Source organism: Nocardioides sp. PD653-B2 (assembly GCF_002117935.1).
Classification (GTDB): domain Bacteria; phylum Actinomycetota; class Actinomycetes; order Propionibacteriales; family Nocardioidaceae; genus Nocardioides.
Genome location: NZ_BDJE01000002.1, coordinates 20,742 through 40,791 on the forward strand (window position 1 = coordinate 20,742; position 20,050 = coordinate 40,791).

Consider the following 20,050-nt stretch of genomic DNA (forward strand, 5'->3'; position numbering starts at 1 on the left):
GCGGGACAGGCTATACAGCGGGCCCGTCGACCAGGGTCAGCGCCAGCCGGTACGCCGCCTCGGGGTGCTCGGCGGCGAGCAGACCGGCGGCCGCCAGCACGTAGTCGGTGTCGACGACGACCAGCGGGCGGCGCGGCAGCTGCCAGCCGCCCTCGACGTCCGCGCCGGTGCTGCCGGCGAGCACCCGTTCGGCGACCCCGGGGCGGCCGTTGCGCAGCACGCCGCCCGACCCGACGAGCAGGTCGACCTCGCGCAGGTCCTTGCCGGTGCGCTCGACGACCCGTCCCTCCGGACTGACGACGACCTTCGACCGGCCGGCGTGCCGGCGCAGCGCGAGCCCCACGGCCGCCCGCGCGATCGCCTCGTCGGCGTCCCGCTCGGCGTCGTCCTCGGGGAGGTACGCCGGGTCCTCGTGACGGCGACGAGCGGCCTCCGCCAGCTCGGGGAGATCCGCGGCCTCGACCGTGCTCACCGCCGACCAGCGCATGCCGAGGTCGCCCTCGACCGTACGGGTGACCCGGGTCGTGGCGACGACCTCGCGGCCGATCGAGTCGGGGTCGAGCTCGACCACCGAGTGCACGTCGGTCGTCGCTCCCCCGACGTCGACGACGACGACGTCGCCGCCACCCCGGGCGAGCAGCTCGACACCGGTCAGCACGACGTCCGGCGTCGCGCCGCGCACCATCGTCGTGAATTCGGCGCGCGCACTGAGGTGTTTGCCGCCGATCACGTGGGCCAGGAACACCTCCCGGATGGCGGCGCGGGCGGACTCGGGCGCGAGCACGCCGATCGTGGGGACGACGTTGTCGGCGAGCACGTGCGGCACGTCGCCGAGGATCGCACCGACCTCGGCCCGCGCCTCGACGTTGCCGGCGACCACGACGGAGCCGGTCCAGCCGGACTCGACGAGGTCACGCGCGGCCTGCAGCAGCACCTCGCTGTTGCCTCCGTCGGTGCCGCCGGTCAGCAGCACCACGTCGGGGCCGCCCAACCGGGCGACGTCGCCGCCGGAGGCCACCGCGACGACCGAGACGACCTTGCCGCCGCTGCTCAACGCGACCCGGCGACCGGCCTCGGCGGTGACCAGCTCCTCGTTGCCGACGACCGCGATCCGCAGCCCGCCGCCGGCGCTCGAACAGGCCAGCACCTCGGCGCCGGCCGCGCGGGGGTCCTGGCGGACCAGCTCGGCGAGGCACGCGTCGTACCCGTCGAGGACGTCGCCCCTGCCGTCGGACCCCGGGATCGTCGTCGGGTGGGACGCGGAGGCGACGATCCGGCCGGTGGTCAGGTCGACCAGGGCGGCCTTGGTGAACGTGGAGCCGAAGTCGACGCAGACTGCGTCAGTCGAGGGCACGTTCGAGGTCCGCGATGAGGTCGTCCGCGGTCTCGATGCCCACGCTGAGCCGGACCAGGTCGCTCGGGACCTCGAGGTCGGTGCCGGCGACGCTGGCGTGGGTCATCCGGCCCGGGTGCTCGATCAGCGACTCGACCCCGCCGAGGGACTCGCCGAGCGTGAAGACCTCGGTGCGCTCGCAGACGGCCAGTGCCTGCGACTCGCCGCCGTTGACCCGGAAGGACACCATGCCGCCGAAGCGCCTCATCTGGCGCTGCGCGACCTCGTGGCCGGGGTGCGTCTCGAGGCCCGGGTAGATCACGTCACCGACGGCCGGGTGCGACGTCAGGAAGTCGACGACCCTCTCGGCGTTGTCGCAGTGCCGCTCCATCCGCAGCGCCAGCGTCTTGAGCCCGCGCAGGGTGAGCCAGGCGTCGAACGGCCCGGCCACGGCGCCGATGGCGTTCTGGTGGAAGGTCAGCTTCTCGGCGAGGTCGAGGTCCTTGACGACGAGGGCGCCGCCGACCACGTCGGAGTGGCCGCCGCAGTACTTCGTGGTCGAGTGGACGACCACGTCGGCGCCGAGGGTGAGCGGCTGCTGGAGGTACGGCGACGCGAACGTGTTGTCGACGACGAGCAGCGCACCCGCGTCGTGGGTGACCGCCGCGAGGGCCTCGATGTCGCCGATGTTGAGGAGCGGGTTGGTCGGCGTCTCGACCCAGACGAGCTTCGTCTCCCCGGGCCGGATCGCCGCGGCGACGCGGTCGACGTCGGAGACCGGCGCCGGGCTGTGCCCGAGGCCCCAGACCTGCTCGACCTTGTCGAAGAGGCGGAACGTGCCGCCGTACGCGTCGTCCGGGATCACCACGTGGTCGCCCGGCCGGCACAGGGCGCGGACCAGGGTGTCCTCGGCGGCCAGGCCGGAGGCGAACGCGAAGCCGCGCTCGCCCTCCTCCAGGGCCGCGATGTTGCCCTCGAGGGCGGTGCGGGTCGGGTTCGCCGAGCGGCTGTACTCGTAGCCGCCGCGCAGGCCACCGACCCCGTCCTGCTTGTAGGTGCTGGTCGCGTAGATGGGCGGGATCACCGCGCCGGTCGCCGCGTCGGGCTCGTACCCCGCGTGGATCGCACGCGTCTCGAAGCCGGCCTTGTTCCTGTGCTGCTGAGCGCTCATGGCGTCGAGGCTATCGGGGTACGAGGCGACGGGTGATGCGGGCGACTCCCCAGCGGCCCGGCCACGGGAACGCCACGCTCACCGGCGGTGTTGGAGACTGTGCAACGTCCCTCCGAACGAAGGAGAACCCGTGTTCCTCACCCGCAAGGCCCAGATGGTCGCCCCCGAGCAGACCCTGAAGGGTCGCAGCGAGCGCAACTTCCCGCTCTCCGAGAAGCACCGCGTGCTCGACGCGCCTCTCGTCACCGACGAGGTGCCCGAGGGCTACGAGGTGGCCTTCTTCGGTCTCGGCTGCTTCTGGGGCGCCGAGGAGATCTACTGGCAGCTGCCGGGGGTCTGGTCGACCTCCGTCGGGTACGCCGGCGGCACCACGCCGCACCCGTCGTACGAGGAGGTCTGCTCCGGTGCGACCAACCACACCGAGGCCGTCCGGATCGTCTTCGACCCCTCCGTCGTCTCGTACGCCGACCTCGTGAAGAAGTTCTTCGAGGTCCACGACCCGACCCAGGGCTACCGCCAGGGCAACGACATCGGCACGCAGTACCGCTCGGCGATCTATTTCACCACCCCCGAGCAGGAGCAGACCGCCCGTGAGCTCACCCGGGTGTACGGCGACGAGCTCGCCCGCCGCCGCCTGGGCGACATCACCACCGAGGTGCGGGAGGCCCCGACGTACTACTACGCCGAGGACCACCACCAGCAGTACCTGGCTAAGCACGTAAATGGTTACAGATGCCACTCGAACACCGGGGTCAGGTTCCCGGCGACCTCATGACCCGCACCGATGACGGCTCGGCTGCCCGTCAGGCTCGCGTTCGCCTTAGCACCTAGCACTGGCTCGACGCTGGCATTGCTCGACCGCGATGTCGCCGATATCCCGGATCAACTTGCTCAGACGTCCCGGTACGTCGGCAACAGGGTCGGATCAGTATCAGCGTATTGCTCGGCAAGGTCCACCGCGATCTCGCGTAGGCGGTCGCTTTGAGCTCGCCGATCCGGGTCGGCGGAGAGCGAAGCGATCTGCAGTTCGATGCCGGAGATCGAGCGAAAGCCTCGGCCGGGTGGGGCGTCCTCCGGAAGGTCGTTGGGATCCAGCCCGAGCTGGCGGTAGGCGGCGCGGTCAGCCAAAGGCAGAGCGATGTAATCGCCGACGACAGCACGCATGGCGCTCGCGAGAAGGTCCTGGCCGCCGGTGACGATCGAGTAGATCCCGACGGCAGGACCTTCACGCAGCAGCCGCATGAGCGTCTCGGCATTGGCGCCGGCGTCATCGGACTGGCCGATGCCACCGCACACATCCTTCCAGCGGTCCACGAGCACGAGAATGTGCGGCATCCGGTCCGCGGCGCTCATGGCCGAGCGTTGCTCGCGGATAGTGGCGAAGCGGCCCGATGCCAATCGGCGCCGACGGGTGTCGAGCTCTTTGGACAGGCGGTTTAGCAGTTGACGTGCGCGGGCGTGCTCGCCGCGGGTGACTACCGCGCCGCAGTGCGGCAGGCCGCTCATAGCCAGCAGCGATCCGGCCCCACCATCGAAGACGTAGAGGTGCACGTCCGCTGGACTCGTGGACCGGGCGACGGCCGCGGCAACCGTCACTAGCGCCGTAGACCGCCCCGTCCGGGCGCTACCCACGATAGCGAGCGTGGAGAAGTTGTCGAGGTCGATCGTCGCCACGCGTTGCCGCTGGAGTGAAGGGAGGTCCTCTAGAGCGAATGGAACGGGTGGGATGGTCGACCTCGTGGGCGTGCGCGGCAATAGGTCGCCCAAGAGCACCACGGAAGCCAGCGATGGCAGGACCGGACGCCTGGGTCGCTCCAGCGCCAGCTTGTCGTATGCCTCGTTGATCGCGCGAACGATCTGTCGGTCATCACTCGGGCCACCACCGTCGAACTCATCGACGCCGCCAGATTCCCCGTTGTTGAGTCGGGCGATCTGGATCCCGATGAGTCCACTGTGGCCAAGACGAGCGAAACCTCGCCCCGGAGCCGTGCTTGAGACGTGGGATGCGTCTGGCACGCCGATGACGTCGACGCTGTCTTCCACAGTCGAAAGGCGGAGCGCGATCCGGATATTGGTGTTGGCAAGGATCTCAGGTGACAACGCCCCGGCGGGCCGCTGTGTGCCCAGCACAAGGTGGATCCCGAGTGACCGTCCTCTGGACGCGACGGCAACGAGGCCAGACACGACCTCAGGGACCTCCGCCATAAGGCTGGCGAACTCGTCGATGACGATGACGAGGCGAGGCATGGCATCCAAGTTCGCGTTGAGCGATTGGAGACGGCCGTAGTCCTCGATGTCCTTGGCCTGCGCGTCAGCAAGTATCTGCTCCCGGCGAACGAGCTCGGCCCCAAGGGACGTCAAGATGCGACTACTCGCATGTCGATCGATGTCCGTTAGCAGTCCTACCGTGTGTGGCAGCACCACGCAGTCCTGGAACGCGGACCCGCCTTTGTAATCCACAAGCAGGAACGTGATCTGGTCGGGCCGATTGACGCTCGCTAAGGACAACACCAAGGTCTGGAGCAGTTGCGACTTCCCCGAGCCCGTTGTTCCGGCAACAAGGGCGTGCGGGCCGTCTTTGCGAAGATCCAGGGTGAAAGGGCCAACAGGAGTCGTGCCGATCACAGCGGCCGTGGACGACAGTCCGGTACGCCAGCGACCCTCAACGGCGTCCACAGAGGGCCACCCGGGGCCGAGCAGATCCACGAGGCGCGCCGATTGCGGTGGGCCTGTGTCGGGACGCCGCTCGGCTAGCTTCGGACCGTGATCGGCTTCCGGGGAACCCGTCGGAACGCGGCGGACGGCCTCGACACGTGCACGCGCGAAGGCCGCGAGCCAGCCGTTCGCGGTGATTGTCAGCATTGTCCAGTCAGTCGACTCGGGGTCGGGCTCCTCGACCAGAAGATTGGCCTGCACCAGCGACTGCATGTGGCGGCGCGTCTGGAGATCGTCGAAGGCCACGCCTAGGGTGCCGCCACCGTCGCGAACCTGGTCGAAGACAAGCCAGGACTCCGAGTCCTCGGGCGGTGCCTCGGCGAGGACCTCGTCAGCCCGTTCGCCGAGCCACGCTTGAAAGTAGAGCGGCCTCTCCTCGTCGGTAGGCGTCGCCACGTCGGTGCCGATGAACTCACCAAAATAGAACTGCGCGAACTGCTGGGCCACGTTTAGAGAATCGCGCAGGTTGAGTCCGAGTGTCCGGTATAGGTATCGGAAGTCCTCCGGCTGGACCGGAGGGTGAGCATTGGTGGTCCCCCAATAGTCCAACCGCCGGCGAATCGACTCCACGCTCTCCTCAACAGTGAGGGGTTCAAGCCTGACGGGCTGGTCGATGAAGCCGCTCAGCCGCCGCGAGCGCAGACCACTGGCGACTCCTCGTGACCCGATGAACACCCAGCGGATGGCAGGGACCTCAAACAATGTGCTCCGCAAGGCCTCCAACGCGCTGCGGGCAGCGTCTGCAGACCCGCTGAGTTCGAGGTTGTCGAGGATGCAGATCACCCCACCCGACGCCGTTGACGGGAAGAGCGTCACAAGCGCCTGGCGGACAAGGGCTACAAATCCGCTCTCCCCAAAGGCTGTGGTCGTGTTCAGCGCACGTGCGCCACCACCGCCGAAGCCGAGGGCGGTAGCCGACCCCGACGTGAGAGTGGTCGGAGCACTCAGCCAATCGCTGAGTCCGTGGAGGTCGGGAGGCTGGAGTCCCGCGAGTTCGATGTCACGACGATTCGAAATCAAGGCGCTGGCGATATTGCGCCATACGTCTAGCTCGAAGTCATACGGGTCGTCCTTGAGTTGCATCGGGGCCGCGATCGGAACGAAGAGTGTTCCGGCGCCGGCGGCGCGTCCACGCCGGAACATGTCGAAGGCAGCGACCTGTGCCAGGCTGGTCTTGCCGACTCCGGCCTCTCCCACGATCAAGACGTGGGATCCACCCGAGCCCAGGCCCAGTTGTACGCGACGACGCTCGGACACCCGCCCGTGGAAGAGCGCGACGCCCTCCTCGCTGCCCGGGAGGTAGCGCTGGTCGTAGGGGTTGCCGGTGAACCCTAGTTCCGTCCAGATGCTGAAGTCACCGACCACGCCATCTCCTAACCAAGGAGGACCACCGGATATACCGGCATCGTCGTGATCCGACGCGGTCGTCCGCTATCGATCGGATCCGGCACGCCGAAGACTAGCGTGGGGTCCTCCAAGACACGAGAGCTCTCGCGCGAGGTCAGTGGGACTACCGAAACTCATTCTGAAGACCGGCTTAGATGGCGGGCCTTGCCATGACCTGTCGCGTACAAGACGAGGACGGCTGGATCTCGGCGAGTTGGACGTCTGAACCGGCTTCCGATCGCGGCGGCTACTACGTGCACAACAATCAGCAGTACCTCGCGAAGAACCCGTTCGGCTACCGCTGCCACTCCAACACCGGAGTGAAGTTCCCCGCGACCGCCTGACCCCTCGCACGATGGGCCCCACGCTGAGCGTGGGGCCCATCGTCGTTCTCTCCTGCGGGTGCGTCGCGACGGAGCACACCGGGCACGCAGGCGCCCGGAAACTTTCTGCGATACCTGTCGTGCCCACCGCTGCCCGTTCGTAGCGTGGGTAGAGACGGACAACGAGTCCGCGTGAGCAAGGGAGCCGACATGCCGCAGTACCTCCTCTACTTCAACCAGCAGTGGGTCGGCGACCACTCCGAGGAGTGGTTCCGCGGGCGCGTGCAGCCCGCGATGGCGGTGGTGGACGAGATGAAGGAGGCCGGCGTCTACGTCTTCGCCGGCGGGCTCGAGGAGGGCGGCCCGGTCTACAGCGCCGACCCCACCGGAGGCGAGGTGCTGGTCACCGACGGGCCGTTCGTCGAGTCCAAGGAGCTCCTCGGTGGCTTCGCCGTCGTGGACGTGCCCGACGACGAGAGCGCGAAGATGTGGGCGGGCAGGATCGCGGAGGGCTGTGGCTGGCCCCACGAGGTCCGGCGGTTCGGGCAGGTCCCCGACATCGCCCCTACGCCCTGACGGGCTCCATCGCCTCGGCGGTCAGCGTGACCGACCGCAGCCGGTCCTCCGACGAGCGTGCCTGGTGGGCGGTGATCAGCTCGTCGGCCCCGACCTTGTCGCGGAAGCCCTCCAGGTAGGCCGCCACCTCCGGGGGGGTGCCGACCGCGGCGTAGACCAGCATCTGGTCGACGTGCTGGCCGGCGCCCTGCCGCAGCAGCTCGTCGGCCTGCTCGTCGGTGAGGTCCTGCCCGCGGCCGAAGAGGCCGACCGCGAAGGTCCGGCGTGCGGCGTCGAAGCTCTCCTGCGCCTGGGCGGTCGTGTCGGCGGCGACCACGTTGACACCGGCGATGACGTACGGCGCGTCGAGCTGCTCGGAGGGCTTGAACTCGCGCCGGTACGTCGCGACCGCGGCTTCGAGCGCCTGCGGGGCGAAGTGGCTGGCGAACGCGTACGGCAGGCCGAGCGCCGCGGCCAGCTGCGCGCCGAACAGCGACGAGCCGAGGATGTAGAGCGGCACGTGGGACCCCTTGCCGGGGATCGCGTTGACGCCGGGCACCCGGGTGTCGCCCGCCAGGTAGGCCTGCAGCTCGAGCACGTCCTGCGGGAACCGCTCGGACGACTGCGGGTCGCGGCGCAGCGCGTACATGGTGTTCTGGTCCGAGCCGGGCGCCCGGCCCAGCCCCAGGTCGATCCGGCCGGGGTACATCGCCTCGAGGGTGCCGAACTGCTCGGCGATCGTGAGCGGCGCGTGGTTGGGCAGCATCACCCCGCCGGCGCCGAGCCGGATGGTCGAGGTCTGCGCCCCGACGTGGGAGATCAGCACGCTGGTCGCCGACGAGGCGATGCGGTCCATGTTGTGGTGCTCGGCGTACCAGACCCGGCGGTAGCCGTCCTCCTCCGCGCGCTGGGCGAGGGCGACGCTGGCCGAGATGCTGTCGCCGACGCTCTGGCCGCGGGTGATCGGGGCGAGGTCGAGGATGGAGAGCGGGATGCGCATGTGGTCCTTCCGGAGGAGTCGGTCATCTGGACAACACCCGCGGCCGCGGAGTCCATCCCGATGAGGCTCGTTGGATGCGTCGGGGAGACTGGTGACGTGACCGAGCTCCCCCGCAAGGCAGCCGCCCGGACGGCCAGGCTGGCCGCCCTGCCCCTGGGGTACGCCGGGCGCAGCGCGCTCGGCCTCGGCAGGCGGATCGGCGGCCAGTCCGCCGAGGCCGTGATGTCCGACATCCAGCAGCGCACCGCGGAGCAGCTCTTCCGCACCCTGGGCGAGCTCAAGGGCGGGGCGATGAAGTTCGGACAGGCGCTGTCGGTGCTCGAGGCCGCCCTGCCCGAGGAGATCGCCGGCCCCTACCGCGAGCAGCTGACCAGGCTGCAGGACTCCGCTCCCCCGATGCCGACCCAGGAGGTCCGCGACGCGCTGGCCCGCGACCTGGGACCCGACTGGAAGGAGCAGCTGGTCTGGCTCGACGGGGGCCCGACCGCGGCCGCGTCCATCGGCCAGGTGCACCGGGGCCGGTGGCACGACGGGCGCGAGGTCGCCGTGAAGGTGCAGTACCCCGGCGCGGGCGACGCGCTGCGCTCCGACCTGCGCCAGCTCTCCCGGCTGGCCCGGACGATGGGCAGCCTGGTCCCCGGGATCGACGTCAAGCCGCTGATCGCGGAGATGCAGGCACGCACCGAGGAGGAGCTGGACTACCGGCTCGAGGCCGAGGCCCAGCGCACCTTCGCCGCGGCGTTCCGCGACGACCCGGACTTCGTGGTGCCGGACGTCGTCGCCGCCGGCGACACGACGCTGATCACCGAGTGGATGGAGTCGACGTCGTCGCTGGCCGCGGTCATCGCGTCCGGCACGCAGGAGGAGCGCGACCACTACGGCGAGCTCTTCGTCCGGTTCCTCGTCGAGGGCCCGGCGCGCACCGGGATGCTGCACGCCGACCCGCACCCGGGGAACTTCCGGATCCTGCCCACCGAGGACGGGAGCCCCGGCCCGATGGGCGTCCTCGACTTCGGCGCCGTCGCCCGTCTGCCCGAGGGCGCCCTCCCCCTGGCGATGGGCTCGCTGATCCGGATCGCCGCCATCGAGGACGACCAGACGTTGCTCGCCGGACTGCGCGAGGAGGGCTTCATCAAGGACCGCGTGACCATCGACCCGGCGCTGCTCCTCGACTACCTGTCGCCGTTCGTGGAGCCGACGCAGGCCGAGCGGTTCCAGTTCTCGCGGGAGTGGATGCAGTCGCAGTTCCAACGGGTCAACAACCCGCGCGACCCGGCGTACACGCTGGCCCTCAAGATCAACCTGCCCCCGTCGTACCTGCTCATCCACCGCACCTGGCTGGGCGCCGTCGGCATCCTGAGCCAGCTGGGCGCGGAGGTGCCGTTCCGCCAGATCCTCACCGACTGGCTGCCGGGCTTCGCCGACCCGCTCTGACGATTGCGCGCGTCGGCGGCCGGGGGCACCCTGAGGGTGGACCAGGAGGTGCCCATGTCACTGACCGACAACGCGGTCGCGGTGATGCTCCCCGTCGGGGACACCACGCGCGCCCAGGAGTTCTACGAGAAGCGGCTCGGGCTTCCCTACGACGGCACGAGCCCTGCCGGCGAGCTCAGGTTCCGCATCGCCGGCGGCAACCACCTGGCGTTGCGCCCCTTCCCGGAGGTGCATCCCTCGCCCAACACGGCGCTCAGCTTCGAGGTGTCCGACATCGCGTCCGAGATCGCCGACCTGACGTCGCGCGGGGTGACGTTCGAGGACTACGACCTGCCGGGCTTCGCGACGGTCGACCACGTCTTCGACGACGGCGCGGTGAAGGCGGCGTGGTTCCTCGACCCCGACGGCAACATCCTCTGCCTGCACCAGCCGCTCTGAGAGAGGGGCGGGGTCACTCCCCGACGGTGCCGTCGATCGACTCGCGGATCAGGTCGGCGTGGCCGTTGTGGCGCGCGTACTCCTCCACCAGGTGGGTGAGGATCCAGCGCAGCGAGAACGGCGCGCCGGTGCGGCCGCTCCGGACGGAGAGCTGGTCGAGGCCGGCCGCGGCGTGGACGATCCGGTCCGACTCCGCGATCTCGGCCGCGAGCAGGGCGAGCAGCTCCTCGGGGGTGTCGTCGACGGCGCTGTGCCAGTCCCAGTCGGCGTCGGCCTCCCAGTCGACGGACGCCCACGGCTCGCCGTAGTCCTCGCCCAGGAGGATGCACCGGAACCACCAGTGCTCGACGAACGCGAGGTGCTTGACCATCCCGCCGAGCGTCATCGTCGACGGTGCGAGCGTCTGGTCGAGCTGGGCGCCGGTGAGACCGGCGACCTTCAGCCGCAGGGTGTCGCGGTGGTAGCCGAGGAAGCCCAGCAGGGTGGCGCGCTCGTCGCCGTCGAGGGGCGGGGCGACGCGGTCGACGCTCATGGGGCCCGGTCCGTGATGCAGTACGGCGTCCCGACCGGGTCGGTCAGCACGGTCCAGTCGTCGTGCACCCGGACCACGCGGGCACCGAGCCCCACGTGGCGCGCGGTCTCGGCGTCGCGGTCGTCGCAGGCGAGGTCGAGGTGGGCGCTCACCTGGTCGCCGGGGTCGGCGAGTCGCTGGACCAGCCAGCGCAGCGGGAGGCCGTCGGGCGGCAGCAGCCGCGCGAACTCGGGCTCCTCGAGCGACCGGAGGTCCCAGCCGGTGAGGTGCTGCCAGAACGCGAGCTCGGCGTCGTACACCTGCGGCGGCAGGTCGAGGCAGACCTGGTCGACCTGGGACCGGGTGCCGTCGGGCCAGGTCGCCGGCCGCGGGCGCACCGACGCCTCGTGGCGCACGAAGCAGAACGTGAAGCCCCCCGGGCGAGCGGACCACGACGTAGCCCGACTCGTGCCGCACCAGCACGTGGGCGCCGAGCTCGACCGCCGCCTCCGCGGCGACCACCGGGTGGTCGACGTGGAGGTCGAGGTGGATCCGGCCGGGACCGTCGGCCAGTCGCTGCACGCGCAGGTAGTCGTCGCCGTCGGGCGGCACCAGGGTGGCGAACTCGCCGTCGAGGCCGCGCGTCGGCGACAGCGTGAAGCCGGTGACGCCCTGCCAGAACTCGACCCCGCGCTCGAAGCCGTCGGGCGGCAGGTCGAGGAAGGCGCTGACCCAGTACGGCGTCGTCGTCATCGGGGTGACTATGCCACCGCCTTGTGCAGGACGGCGCCCGTCGGCGTGATCACGACGTCGTCGCCCTCGACCACGGCGGTGCCGTCGACGAGCAGCGACATGCCGGACTCCGTCAGCGGGGGGAAGAGCAGCGTGACCGTGGGGTTCGCGGCGACGTTGGCGACCGAGCCGCGACCCGGCGTGGGGACCCGCAGCCCGTCGTCCTCGGGCCGGGCCCGCGCCGAGACCGCCTTGACCACGCCGTCCTTCGAGGTGAGCAGGTAGCCGCGGCCGAACTCGGCGAGCTGCGCGGGGAGGTCGGCGAGGTCGACGAGAGCGCTCATGGGGTGAGGCTATCGACCCAGCGCTCTCCCACCACCTGGGTTTCCGCGGTGCCGCCGGTGAGCTCGGCCAGCAGCGCGGCGAGGCGCGGCTCGTCCGCGGGTGTCACGCCGAGAGTGAGCCGGACACCGGCGGCGTACGTCGTGTCGAGCACCGCGATCCCGCGCGAGCGCAGCTCGCTCTCGATCCGGCCGGCGTCGGCGTGGTCGAGCGCGAGGAGGTGCTCGCGCACGAGGGATCGGCGCAGCGTCCCGGCCTCGTCGAGGGCTGCGCGCACGGCGTCGCCGTACGCGCGTACCAGGCCGCCGGCGCCGAGGAGGGTCCCGCCGAACCACCGCGTGACGACCGCGACGACGTCGCTCACCCCGGCTCCCCGGAGCACCTCGAGCATCGGGGCCCCCGCGGTGCCGGCCGGCTCCCCGTCGTCGGAGGACCGCTCGACGGTGCCGTCGTGGATCCTGAAGGCGGAGCAGTGGTGCCGCGCGTCCCAGTGCACCTTGCGGAGCTGCTCGACCGCGGCCCGGGCCTCCGCCTCGCCGTCGACACGCTCGAGGGTGCAGAGGAAGCGTGAGCGCTTGACCTCGATCTCGGCCTCGCCGTCGCGCGCGATCGTGAGGTAGCTGCTCATGACCACAGCCCGAGCACGTCGCCGCCGATCCGGACGATGAACGCCGAGACGACCACGATGAAGAAGATCCGCACGAACGTCGTGCCGCGCGACACCGCGGTCCGCGCCCCGAGGTAGCCGCCGACGATGTTGCAGACGCCCATCACGATCGCGACCTTCCAGAGCACGGCCCCCTGCGGGAGGAAGATGCAGATCGCGGCGAGGTTGGTGGCCCCGTTGGCGAGCTTGGCCTTGGCCGACGCCTCCAGGAAGCTGTAGCCCATCAGCCCGACCAGCGAGATCACGAAGAAGCTGCCCGTGCCTGGCCCGAGCGCCCCGTCGTAGAAGCCGATCGCCAGGCCGGTGCCCATCGCAGCGGTGGTGTGCCGGTGTCCGGAGAACCGCAGCGCCGTGGCCTGACCGAGCTGCGGCTTGAAGACCACGTAACCGCCGACGACCACCAGGGCGACCAGCACGATCGGCTCGAACGCGTCGCGCGGGATCTGGCTGGCCACGAGCGCGCCCGCCGCCGACCCGGCGAACGCGAAGAGCATCAGCGGCAGGAACGTCCTGGGGTCCGGGCGGATCCGGCGGTAGTACGTCGCGGCGCTCACCGTCGTCCCCGAGATGGCGGCGACCTTGTTGGTCGCCAGCACCTGGACGGTCCCGGCGTTGGGGAGGCCGAGAAGCAGCGCGGGCAGCTGGATCAGCCCGCCGCCCCCGACGACCGCGTCGACGAAGCCGGCGGCCAACCCCGCGAGGCCGAGAAGGACCAGCACGGTCGCGGTCGGGTCATCCACATTTCCCTCTCGGTGGTCGAGTAGCGAGCGCAGCGAGCGTATCGACACTCCGAGTCCCGTCCCCGCCGACCTCGAGCGGGCCACGAGCGGGGGCAACCAGAGGCGGTCGACCTGGCGGATCTCCGGCCGGACCACGTCGTCGGTCCGACCGCAGCGATCCGGGCGGCACAGCCTAGGGTCGGGACGTGCGGATCGTGTCGTTGCTCCCGTCCACCACCGAGATCCTCTTCGCCATCGGCGCGGGGGACGACGTCGTGGGCGTGACCTTCGAGTGCGACCACCCCGCCGAGGCGCGGACCCGGCAGATCGTGTCGACCTCGGCGATGCCGTCAGGCCTCACGCCCGCGGAGATCGACGCGTACGTCGTCGGCGCGATGGCCGCCGGCGAGGACCTCTACCACCTGTCGGCCGACGCGCTGGCCGGGCTGGACGCCGACCTCGTCGTGACCCAGGACCTGTGCGCCGTCTGCGCGGTCGACGTCTCCGTGGTCGATGACGCCCTCGCGCACCTGGGCTGCACGGCCGAGGTGCTGACCATCGACCCGCACACCCTCGACGAGGTCTTCGCCTCGATCGTGACCCTGGGCGAGGCGACCGGGCACCGGTCGGCCGCCGTCGACCTCGTCTCCTCGCTGCGGGCCCGGCTGGAGGCCGTGCGTGCCCGGGTCGAGGGGCTCGACCGGCCCCGGGTGATGCTGCTCGAGTGGACCGACCCGCCGTACGCCCCGGGCCACTGGGTGCCGGAGATGATCGCCGCCGCCGGCGGCCTGCCACTGCTGGGCAAGCCCGGTGCGAAGTCGGAGCGGGTGCTCTGGGAGTCGGTGCACGAGGCGGAGCCCGACCTCATCGTGTGCGCCCCGTGCGGCTACGACCTGGCCGGCGCCCAGTCGCTCGCGGACGCGCTGGTGGCCTCGGGCGTCCTACCGCCCGGCGTCCCGGTCCACGCCGTGGACGCCAACGCCGCCTGGGCCCGCCCCGGCACCCGGCTGGTCGACGGCGTCGAGGAGCTGGCCGCGATCCTGCACCCGGCCTGACCGGTTCGCGAGCTCCAGCCCGGCGTCCCACCCGGGTGCCCGGCCGGCGGACGGCGGATGCAGACGGGCGACGTCGTGACCGCTGGTCGCGATCAGCCACGAGACGAGCGAGTTGGAGTTCCACATCTCTCCCAGGCCGAGCTCGTCACGGCCCCAGGTGGGGGCGGGCACCACGGGCACCGCCGCGAGCAGGCGCCGGGTCCGCGCCGGGTCGGTGTCGACGTACGTCGGGGCGCCCACCGCCTCGTCGACGTCGGGGATGACCCCGTCGCGCCAGAGCCGGACCTCGTAGCGGAACAGCACCGAGCGGCCGAGCCAACGCAGCCCGACCGGCCCCGTGCGCACGACCCCCCGGTCCGCGGCCGCCCGGCTCCACGCCGGCGCCATCTCGATGACGAGCCGCTCGTCGCCCAGTCGCACGGCGAGCGCCGAGTGGTAGAGGTCCTGGGCCGGACGGCGCTCGTGCCGGACGGCGAGCGCCTCGAAGACGCGCCCGTTCCAGCGCACCGACCGGCCGCCCGCGCCCAGGGGCAGCCAGAAGAGCTGGATCTCGACGGTCTCCACATCTCCACCGTGCGACGCGTCGTCCGACGGTGGAAGGGTCGTTGGTCCCGATGTCGGCGGCCGGCGATAGACAGGACGCATGACCGAGAGCTCCATCGCCGACGAGGCCGAGCGCTACCTGCAGATCCTGGCCGACCCGCGGCACGAGCCCGCTCCGCGGGAGTGCCTCGCCTGCTACGTCGCACGGATGCTCGCGGCACACGGCTGCGACACCACGCTGCGCTGGGCCCAGCGCTTCCGCGACCTCAGCTCCCCCACGGCGACCGGCCTCGAGCGCCGGCTCGGCGAGGTGGGCGGCTTCTGCGACTGCGAGATCTTCCTCAACGGCTACCGGATGGCGCGCCACCTCCTCGTCCGCAACCTCGCCACCGACGAGCTCGAGGCGCCCGACGAGCCACCGGTCTGTGCCGGCGTGGGCCGCACCTCGACCAGGCCGTGCGCCAACTGGCAACGCCGGACGCGACACGACGACTGGTGAGCTGCGGTCAGCCGGACGCGGGGTCGGGTCGCCGGACGGCGGCGCGGACCAGCCCGACGGTGCCGATGCAGACCCAGACGAGGTTGAGGGCGGCCGACGGCCACGCGCCGTACCAGGCGGAGTTGACCATGAGGAAGCCACCGCCGAAGAGGTTCATCAGCTGGAAGGCCAGCCCGGTCGCGTGGATCCTGGACGCCGTGACCAGGGCGTAGGCGCTGATCAGCAGCGCCATCCCGAGCCAGCCGATGACATTGACGAGCACGACGGTCAGATCCACGCCGTCATCCTGCCGCAGGACACTCACTCGAGGCCCAGCGCCACCACGAGCTCGGGCGGCAGCACGATCAGGATCTCGCCGTTCCCCCGTCGGGCCAGCGGCTCCCAGGTGCCGGCGCGGACCCAGAAGGTCAGCGGGCTGACCCGTCGGTCGCCCGCCTCCCGGTAGAAGTCGTAGGTGACAGCGACCAGGCGCTGGACGAGCTCCAGGGACTCGTTCCCCTCGATCACCCGCCAGATGATCTGCTGGTCCCGGGGTATCGCGACGAGGAAGCCGGAGCCCCGGTCCTCCACCTGCAGGTGGCGCATCAGGTCGTCGAACACCAGGGCGAGGCTCGCGACGAACCTCGACTGCCCCAGGAACGTCGAGGTGCCCGCCGCCCCGTGGAACGGCACCCGGCGGTACTCCGTCTCCGGGTCGTCGAACAGGGCGGCGAGGTTGCGCAGGGCGACGTCCCGCCAGCGGTCGACACCGCCGCGCTGCTCCCACACCGACTCGGGTGGGATCACCGTCCGGCCCACCCGGATCCGCACGGCGATCACGGCGACCAGCCCGTACCCGAACGTCGGCGCCGTCGGATGCAGCTCCATCGGCAGCTCGCTGGTCGCCACCAGGCGGGAGACGACCAGGCGCTCGAGGGTGTCGTCCGCGATCTCACGCAGATCGTCCAGGTCCTGGCGCGCCCGGTCCTCCTCGGTGGGAGGCCGCTTCCGGAACACGCTCACGCCCGCACGCTTCCCCCGGACGAGGCGACGGAACCATGCGACAAGCGGCGAACCTGCCCGCCGAAACCCGCACGACACGCCGTACTCCCCCGGCGTGTCGTGCGGGTTTCACCGGGCGCCCGGTGAAACCCGCACCTCAGTCGCCGACCCAGAACCCCCGGCCGCCGAACCAGTCGCCGTACCCGCCACCGGAGCCACCGGCCGACCCGCGACGCGAGCCCAGGTAGGAGCCGACGACGGCGGCTCCGAGGTCGTCGAGCTCCGGCGCGACCACCCGGCCGTCGACCCGCTTGGCCATCGAGTCGATGAAGCGGGCCAGGCCCGGGTCGTCGCCGAGGCGGAAGAACGTCGTCTGCGCGCCGAGGCGACCGGCGTTGTCGAGCTCGCGGACGGCGTACGCGACGGTCAGCGGGTGCGGCGGGTAGGAGAAGTACACCTCGCCGTCGGGCTCGAGGTGGGAGGTCGGCTCGCCGTCGGTGACGATCAGCAGCACCGGCTGGGCGTTGGGGTGCTTGCGGAAGTGCCGGTTGGCCAGCAGCAGCGCGTGGTGGAGGTTGGTGCCCTTGTCCCACATCGCGTCGAGGCCGGTGAGGTGCTCGATCTCCATCACCTCGGCGTGCCGGCCGAAGCCGATCAGCTGGAGGTCGTCGCCGCGGAAGCGCGACTTGATCAGCGTGTGCAGCGCCAGCGCGGTGCGCTTCATCGGCACCCAGCGGCCGTCCATCGCCATCGAGAACGACGTGTCGACGAGCAGCGCGACGCAGGCCTGGGTGCGCGCCTCGGTCTCCTGCACCTCGACGTCGCGGATGTCGAGGGCGGGACCGCCCGGATCACCGGCACGTCGGACGACGCCGTTGAGCATGGTGCGCGAGACGTCCCACGGCTCGGTGTCGCCGAAGGCCCACGCGCGGGTGGCGCCGGACAGGTCACCGGCCGCGCCGGCCCGCTGCAGGTCGCGGTTGCCCTGGCGGCCCGACATCCGCTCGGCGACGTCGCGCAGCAGCGCCTTGCCGAGCTGGCGCATCGCCTTCGGGGTGAGCTTGAGCTGGCCGTCGGAGCCGCGCTTGAGGGTGCCGGAGTCGCGCAGCGCCTTCTCCAGCTGTTGCAAGGTACGGGCGTCGACCGCCGCGTCGTCGCCGAGCTGGCGCGCGAGCTTGTCGAGGTCGAGGTCGTCCATGCGCGCGCCGCCGTACGACTGCGAGAGCTGGTCGGACAGCTCGTCGAGGTCGGCGAGGTCCTGGAAGACGCCGGTGCCGTCGCCCAGCCCGAGCCCCTCCTGGCCATCCATCCGCTCCGAGCCGCCCCAGTCCTCGCCGGGGCGCAGCGACTGGAGGTTGGCGTCGAGCTGCGCGAGCGACTGCATCAGCTCGGGTGACCCGAATGCCTGCGCGGCCAGGGCGTCGAGCTCGTCGCGCTGCTCCTGGGTCATCGAGTTGCGCATCCGCTGGGCCGCGGCCGCGCGCTGGGCGAGCGAGTCGAGGAGCTCGTCGATGTCCTGCGGGTTCTCCGGGAAGAAGTCCCCGTGCTTGTCCATGAACTCGGAGAAGTCCTCGTCGGTGTCCTCGCCGCGGTGGTGCTTCTCCAACAGCTGGTTGAGGTCCTGGAGCATCTCGTTGACGGCCGCCCGGTCCTCGTCGGTGGCGTTCTCGAGCGCTTGCTTCATCCCGGCGAAGCGCTGGTCGAGCAGCTCCCGACCGAGCAGGTCCTTGATCTTCTCGTAGTCCGCGCGCGCCTCACGGCTCTGCCAGTCGTACGACGAGAGCTCGCTCACCGCGGCCGCCGGCGAGGAGGGGAGGTTCTCCAGCTGCATCTCGCGGAAGGCCCGGTCGCCGTCGTCCATCATCGCGTCGCGGGCCAGCTGCTTGCGCTCCTCGAGCAGCGCGTGGTCGAGCAGCTCCTTGATCTCCTGGAGGGTCCCGTCGAGGTGGTGGCGCTGGAGCAGGTCGCGACGCCGCTCGGCCACCTGGCGGGCGAGCTCGTCGAGACCGGCCTGGTCGCGACCGCCGCGGCGCAGGAACTCCCGCATCGCGCGCTCGGGCGAGTAGCCCGCCATCACGTCCTCGCCGATGGCGTCGAGAGCCTCGGCGATGTCGACGGGCGGTGCGAGCGGGTCGCCGCCCTCGTACCGCCGGAACCGAGAAACGGGTCGGCGGGTCATCCGGGGTCCCCGCGGAAGCGCGCGGTCTCGGCGCGCAGCGCTGCCCTCGCGCGGTTGCGAGGGGTGAGCTCACCCATAGACGGTCTCGGACCCGTCGGTGTCCTTGCCGACCTTGCGGGCCAGGTACAGACCCTCGAGGGCGAGCTCGATGGCACCGGCACGCTGTCCGTCGTTGGTGGCGTCGAGCCGGTCGCAGATGTCGTCGTACAGCTCCGACTCCCCCAGCACCGGCAGCCCGGTGAGGAAGTCGCGCGCGGTCACCTGCTCACCGGTGGTGACCATCGCCCCGCTCTCGATCGCGTCGACGAGCAGGGCGAAGTCGAGGCCGCGGAAGGTCCCCCGCACGACCTCCGCGACGGAGGTGCGCAGCAGGTGCTCGAGGATCTCGGTCTCCCGGCCCTCCTCACCGCTCTCGAACTCGATCTTGCCGCCGAGCACGTCGACCGCGGTCTCGAGGTCGACGACGCGGGCGACCGCCTCGTCCTCGCCCTGCGCGGTCGCGCGGTGCAGCGCGGCCGCGGCGATGGTCTCGGCGCCCGCGATCGCGAACCGGGCGGAGACGCCCGAGCGCTGGTCGACCGCCGTCGACTCACGCAGGGCGCGGGTGAAGCGGGCCAGGATCTCGATGAGGTGGTCGGGCACGTCGGCGACCAGGTGGGCCTCCTGACGGATCACCGCGACCTCGTCGACGAGCTCGGTCGGGTAGTGCGTGCGGATCTCGGCGCCGAAGCGGTCCTTGAGCGGCGTGATGATCCGGCCGCGGTTGGTGTAGTCCTCCGGGTTGGCGCTCGCGACCACGAGCACGTCGAGCGGCAGTCGCAGCACGTAGCCGCGGATCTGGATGTCGCGCTCCTCCATCACGTTGAGCATCGCGACCTGGATCCGCTCGGCGAGGTCCGGCAGCTCGTTGATCGCGACGATGCCGCGGTGACTGCGCGGGATCAGCCCGAAGTGGATGGTCTCGGGGTCACCCAGCGAGCGGCCCTCGGCGACCTTCATCGGGTCCACGTCGCCGATCAGGTCCGCGACGGAGGTGTCCGGGGTGGCCAGCTTCTCGGCGTACCGCTCCTCGCGGTGTCGCCATGCCACCCGCAGCTCGTCGCCGAGCTCGGCCGCGCGCCGCTGCGACACGTGGGTGATCGGCTCGTAGGGGTGCTCGCCGAGCTCGGACCCGTCGATGACCGGCGTCCACTCGTCCAGCAGCCCGGCCAGGGTGCGCAGCAGCCGGGTCTTGCCCTGACCGCGCTCGCCGAGCAGCACGATGTCGTGCCCGGCGATCAGCGCCCGCTCGAGCTGCGGGATCACGGTGCTCTCGAAGCCGTGCAGCCCGGGCCAGGGATCACGTCCCTCGCGGAGCGCGGCGAGCAGGTTGGCGCGGATCTCCTCGCGGAGCGTCTGCTGCTGGTGGCCGGAGGCGCGGAGCTCGCCGACCGTCTTGATGGAAGGAGCCGAGGTCACTCCCACACG

At 71.1% G+C, this 20,050-nt stretch carries 21 protein-coding genes and 1 pseudogene; 7 read left to right on the forward strand and 15 right to left on the reverse strand.

What is annotated here, in order from left to right:
* Nucleotides 1-10: 10 nt before the first annotated feature.
* Together PD653B2_RS00255 and PD653B2_RS00260 are read right to left on the reverse strand one after the other, a co-directional pair.
* Nucleotides 11-1,354, reverse strand: coding sequence for a glutamate mutase L (locus tag PD653B2_RS00255; protein ID WP_085870308.1), 1,344 nt, complete (start codon nucleotides 1,352-1,354; stop codon nucleotides 11-13).
* Nucleotides 1,341-2,504, reverse strand: coding sequence for a cystathionine gamma-synthase (locus PD653B2_RS00260; protein ID WP_085870310.1), 1,164 nt, complete (start codon nucleotides 2,502-2,504; stop codon nucleotides 1,341-1,343). The genes PD653B2_RS00255 and PD653B2_RS00260 overlap by 14 nt, the downstream gene beginning before the upstream one ends.
* Before the next feature lie 130 nt (nucleotides 2,505-2,634).
* Between PD653B2_RS00260 and msrA the strand changes: the two genes are divergently transcribed.
* The gene (msrA, locus tag PD653B2_RS00265) at nucleotides 2,635-3,279 is read left to right on the forward strand and encodes a peptide-methionine (S)-S-oxide reductase MsrA (RefSeq protein ID WP_085870312.1); all 645 of its coding nucleotides are present in this window, start codon (nucleotides 2,635-2,637) and stop codon (nucleotides 3,277-3,279) included.
* A gap of 116 nt (nucleotides 3,280-3,395) precedes the next feature.
* Here msrA and PD653B2_RS00270 read toward each other — a convergent pair whose 3' ends face one another.
* Nucleotides 3,396-6,584 carry an FtsK/SpoIIIE domain-containing protein gene (locus PD653B2_RS00270; RefSeq protein ID WP_085870314.1) on the reverse strand — a complete coding sequence of 1,063 codons (3,189 nt, stop codon included), beginning with the start codon at nucleotides 6,582-6,584 and terminating at the stop codon, nucleotides 3,396-3,398.
* A 176-nt stretch (nucleotides 6,585-6,760) separates the two neighbouring features.
* On the opposite strand from PD653B2_RS00270, the gene PD653B2_RS25465 reads away from it, so the two are divergent.
* A complete protein-coding gene (locus PD653B2_RS25465) occupies nucleotides 6,761-6,949 on the forward strand; it encodes a hypothetical protein (protein WP_242665061.1) in 189 nt (62 codons plus the stop codon).
* A 171-nt stretch (nucleotides 6,950-7,120) separates the two neighbouring features.
* The gene (locus tag PD653B2_RS00275) at nucleotides 7,121-7,504 is read left to right on the forward strand and encodes a YciI family protein (RefSeq protein ID WP_345775734.1); all 384 of its coding nucleotides are present in this window, start codon (nucleotides 7,121-7,123) and stop codon (nucleotides 7,502-7,504) included.
* On the opposite strand, the gene PD653B2_RS00280 is transcribed toward PD653B2_RS00275, so the two are convergent.
* The gene (locus tag PD653B2_RS00280; protein ID WP_085870316.1) at nucleotides 7,494-8,483 is read right to left on the reverse strand and encodes an LLM class flavin-dependent oxidoreductase; all 990 of its coding nucleotides are present in this window, start codon (nucleotides 8,481-8,483) and stop codon (nucleotides 7,494-7,496) included. The genes PD653B2_RS00275 and PD653B2_RS00280 overlap by 11 nt on opposite strands.
* 96 nt (nucleotides 8,484-8,579) lie before the next feature.
* Between PD653B2_RS00280 and PD653B2_RS00285 the strand changes: the two genes are divergently transcribed.
* Both PD653B2_RS00285 and PD653B2_RS00290 read left to right on the forward strand, forming a co-directional pair.
* The gene (locus PD653B2_RS00285) at nucleotides 8,580-9,917 is read left to right on the forward strand and encodes an ABC1 kinase family protein (RefSeq protein WP_085870319.1); all 1,338 of its coding nucleotides are present in this window, start codon (nucleotides 8,580-8,582) and stop codon (nucleotides 9,915-9,917) included.
* Between the two features lie 54 nt (nucleotides 9,918-9,971).
* A complete protein-coding gene (locus tag PD653B2_RS00290; RefSeq protein WP_085870373.1) occupies nucleotides 9,972-10,355 on the forward strand; it encodes a VOC family protein in 384 nt (127 codons plus the stop codon).
* Between the two features lie 13 nt (nucleotides 10,356-10,368).
* On the opposite strand, the gene PD653B2_RS25470 is transcribed toward PD653B2_RS00290, so the two are convergent.
* The 6 genes and pseudogenes from PD653B2_RS25470 to PD653B2_RS00315 form a co-directional block, all read right to left on the reverse strand.
* Nucleotides 10,369-10,887 carry a DinB family protein gene (locus PD653B2_RS25470; RefSeq protein ID WP_085870321.1) on the reverse strand — a complete coding sequence of 173 codons (519 nt, stop codon included), beginning with the start codon at nucleotides 10,885-10,887 and terminating at the stop codon, nucleotides 10,369-10,371.
* Complete coding sequence (locus PD653B2_RS25475; RefSeq protein WP_242665062.1) at nucleotides 10,884-11,282, reverse strand: VOC family protein; 399 nt, start codon at nucleotides 11,280-11,282, stop codon at nucleotides 10,884-10,886. Before PD653B2_RS25475 ends, PD653B2_RS25470 begins: the two co-directional genes overlap by 4 nt.
* A gap of 25 nt (nucleotides 11,283-11,307) precedes the next feature.
* Nucleotides 11,308-11,619: pseudogene (locus PD653B2_RS25970) on the reverse strand (VOC family protein); the annotation flags it as partial.
* Between the two features lie 8 nt (nucleotides 11,620-11,627).
* The gene (locus tag PD653B2_RS00305) at nucleotides 11,628-11,942 is read right to left on the reverse strand and encodes a pyridoxamine 5'-phosphate oxidase family protein (protein ID WP_085870323.1); all 315 of its coding nucleotides are present in this window, start codon (nucleotides 11,940-11,942) and stop codon (nucleotides 11,628-11,630) included.
* Nucleotides 11,939-12,568 carry a YigZ family protein gene (locus PD653B2_RS00310; RefSeq protein ID WP_085870374.1) on the reverse strand — a complete coding sequence of 210 codons (630 nt, stop codon included), beginning with the start codon at nucleotides 12,566-12,568 and terminating at the stop codon, nucleotides 11,939-11,941. The genes PD653B2_RS00305 and PD653B2_RS00310 overlap by 4 nt, the downstream gene beginning before the upstream one ends.
* A complete protein-coding gene (locus PD653B2_RS00315; RefSeq protein ID WP_085870326.1) occupies nucleotides 12,565-13,347 on the reverse strand; it encodes a sulfite exporter TauE/SafE family protein in 783 nt (260 codons plus the stop codon). Before PD653B2_RS00315 ends, PD653B2_RS00310 begins: the two co-directional genes overlap by 4 nt.
* Before the next feature lie 185 nt (nucleotides 13,348-13,532).
* On the opposite strand from PD653B2_RS00315, the gene PD653B2_RS00320 reads away from it, so the two are divergent.
* Nucleotides 13,533-14,381, forward strand: coding sequence for a cobalamin-binding protein (locus PD653B2_RS00320; RefSeq protein WP_085870328.1), 849 nt, complete (start codon nucleotides 13,533-13,535; stop codon nucleotides 14,379-14,381).
* On the opposite strand, the gene PD653B2_RS00325 is transcribed toward PD653B2_RS00320, so the two are convergent.
* On the reverse strand, nucleotides 14,268-14,945 hold the full coding sequence (locus PD653B2_RS00325) for a hypothetical protein (protein ID WP_207559450.1): 678 nt from the start codon (nucleotides 14,943-14,945) through the stop codon (nucleotides 14,268-14,270). The two genes, PD653B2_RS00320 and PD653B2_RS00325, sit on opposite strands and share 114 nt — an antisense overlap.
* A gap of 79 nt (nucleotides 14,946-15,024) precedes the next feature.
* Between PD653B2_RS00325 and PD653B2_RS00330 the strand changes: the two genes are divergently transcribed.
* The gene (locus PD653B2_RS00330; protein ID WP_085870330.1) at nucleotides 15,025-15,423 is read left to right on the forward strand and encodes a DUF2695 domain-containing protein; all 399 of its coding nucleotides are present in this window, start codon (nucleotides 15,025-15,027) and stop codon (nucleotides 15,421-15,423) included.
* Nucleotides 15,424-15,430: 7 nt separating this feature from the next.
* On the opposite strand, the gene PD653B2_RS00335 is transcribed toward PD653B2_RS00330, so the two are convergent.
* The 4 genes from PD653B2_RS00335 to PD653B2_RS00350 all read right to left on the reverse strand — a co-directional run bounded on the left by PD653B2_RS00335 (nucleotide 15,431) and on the right by PD653B2_RS00350 (nucleotide 20,041).
* Nucleotides 15,431-15,700 carry a CBU_0592 family membrane protein gene (locus tag PD653B2_RS00335; protein ID WP_085870332.1) on the reverse strand — a complete coding sequence of 90 codons (270 nt, stop codon included), beginning with the start codon at nucleotides 15,698-15,700 and terminating at the stop codon, nucleotides 15,431-15,433.
* 23 nt (nucleotides 15,701-15,723) lie between these two features.
* The gene (locus PD653B2_RS00340; RefSeq protein WP_085870334.1) at nucleotides 15,724-16,425 is read right to left on the reverse strand and encodes a hypothetical protein; all 702 of its coding nucleotides are present in this window, start codon (nucleotides 16,423-16,425) and stop codon (nucleotides 15,724-15,726) included.
* A 136-nt stretch (nucleotides 16,426-16,561) separates the two neighbouring features.
* The gene (locus tag PD653B2_RS00345; protein ID WP_085870337.1) at nucleotides 16,562-18,583 is read right to left on the reverse strand and encodes a vWA domain-containing protein; all 2,022 of its coding nucleotides are present in this window, start codon (nucleotides 18,581-18,583) and stop codon (nucleotides 16,562-16,564) included.
* 69 nt (nucleotides 18,584-18,652) lie between these two features.
* The gene (locus PD653B2_RS00350; protein ID WP_085870339.1) at nucleotides 18,653-20,041 is read right to left on the reverse strand and encodes a magnesium chelatase; all 1,389 of its coding nucleotides are present in this window, start codon (nucleotides 20,039-20,041) and stop codon (nucleotides 18,653-18,655) included.
* Nucleotides 20,042-20,050: the final 9 nt, after the last annotated feature.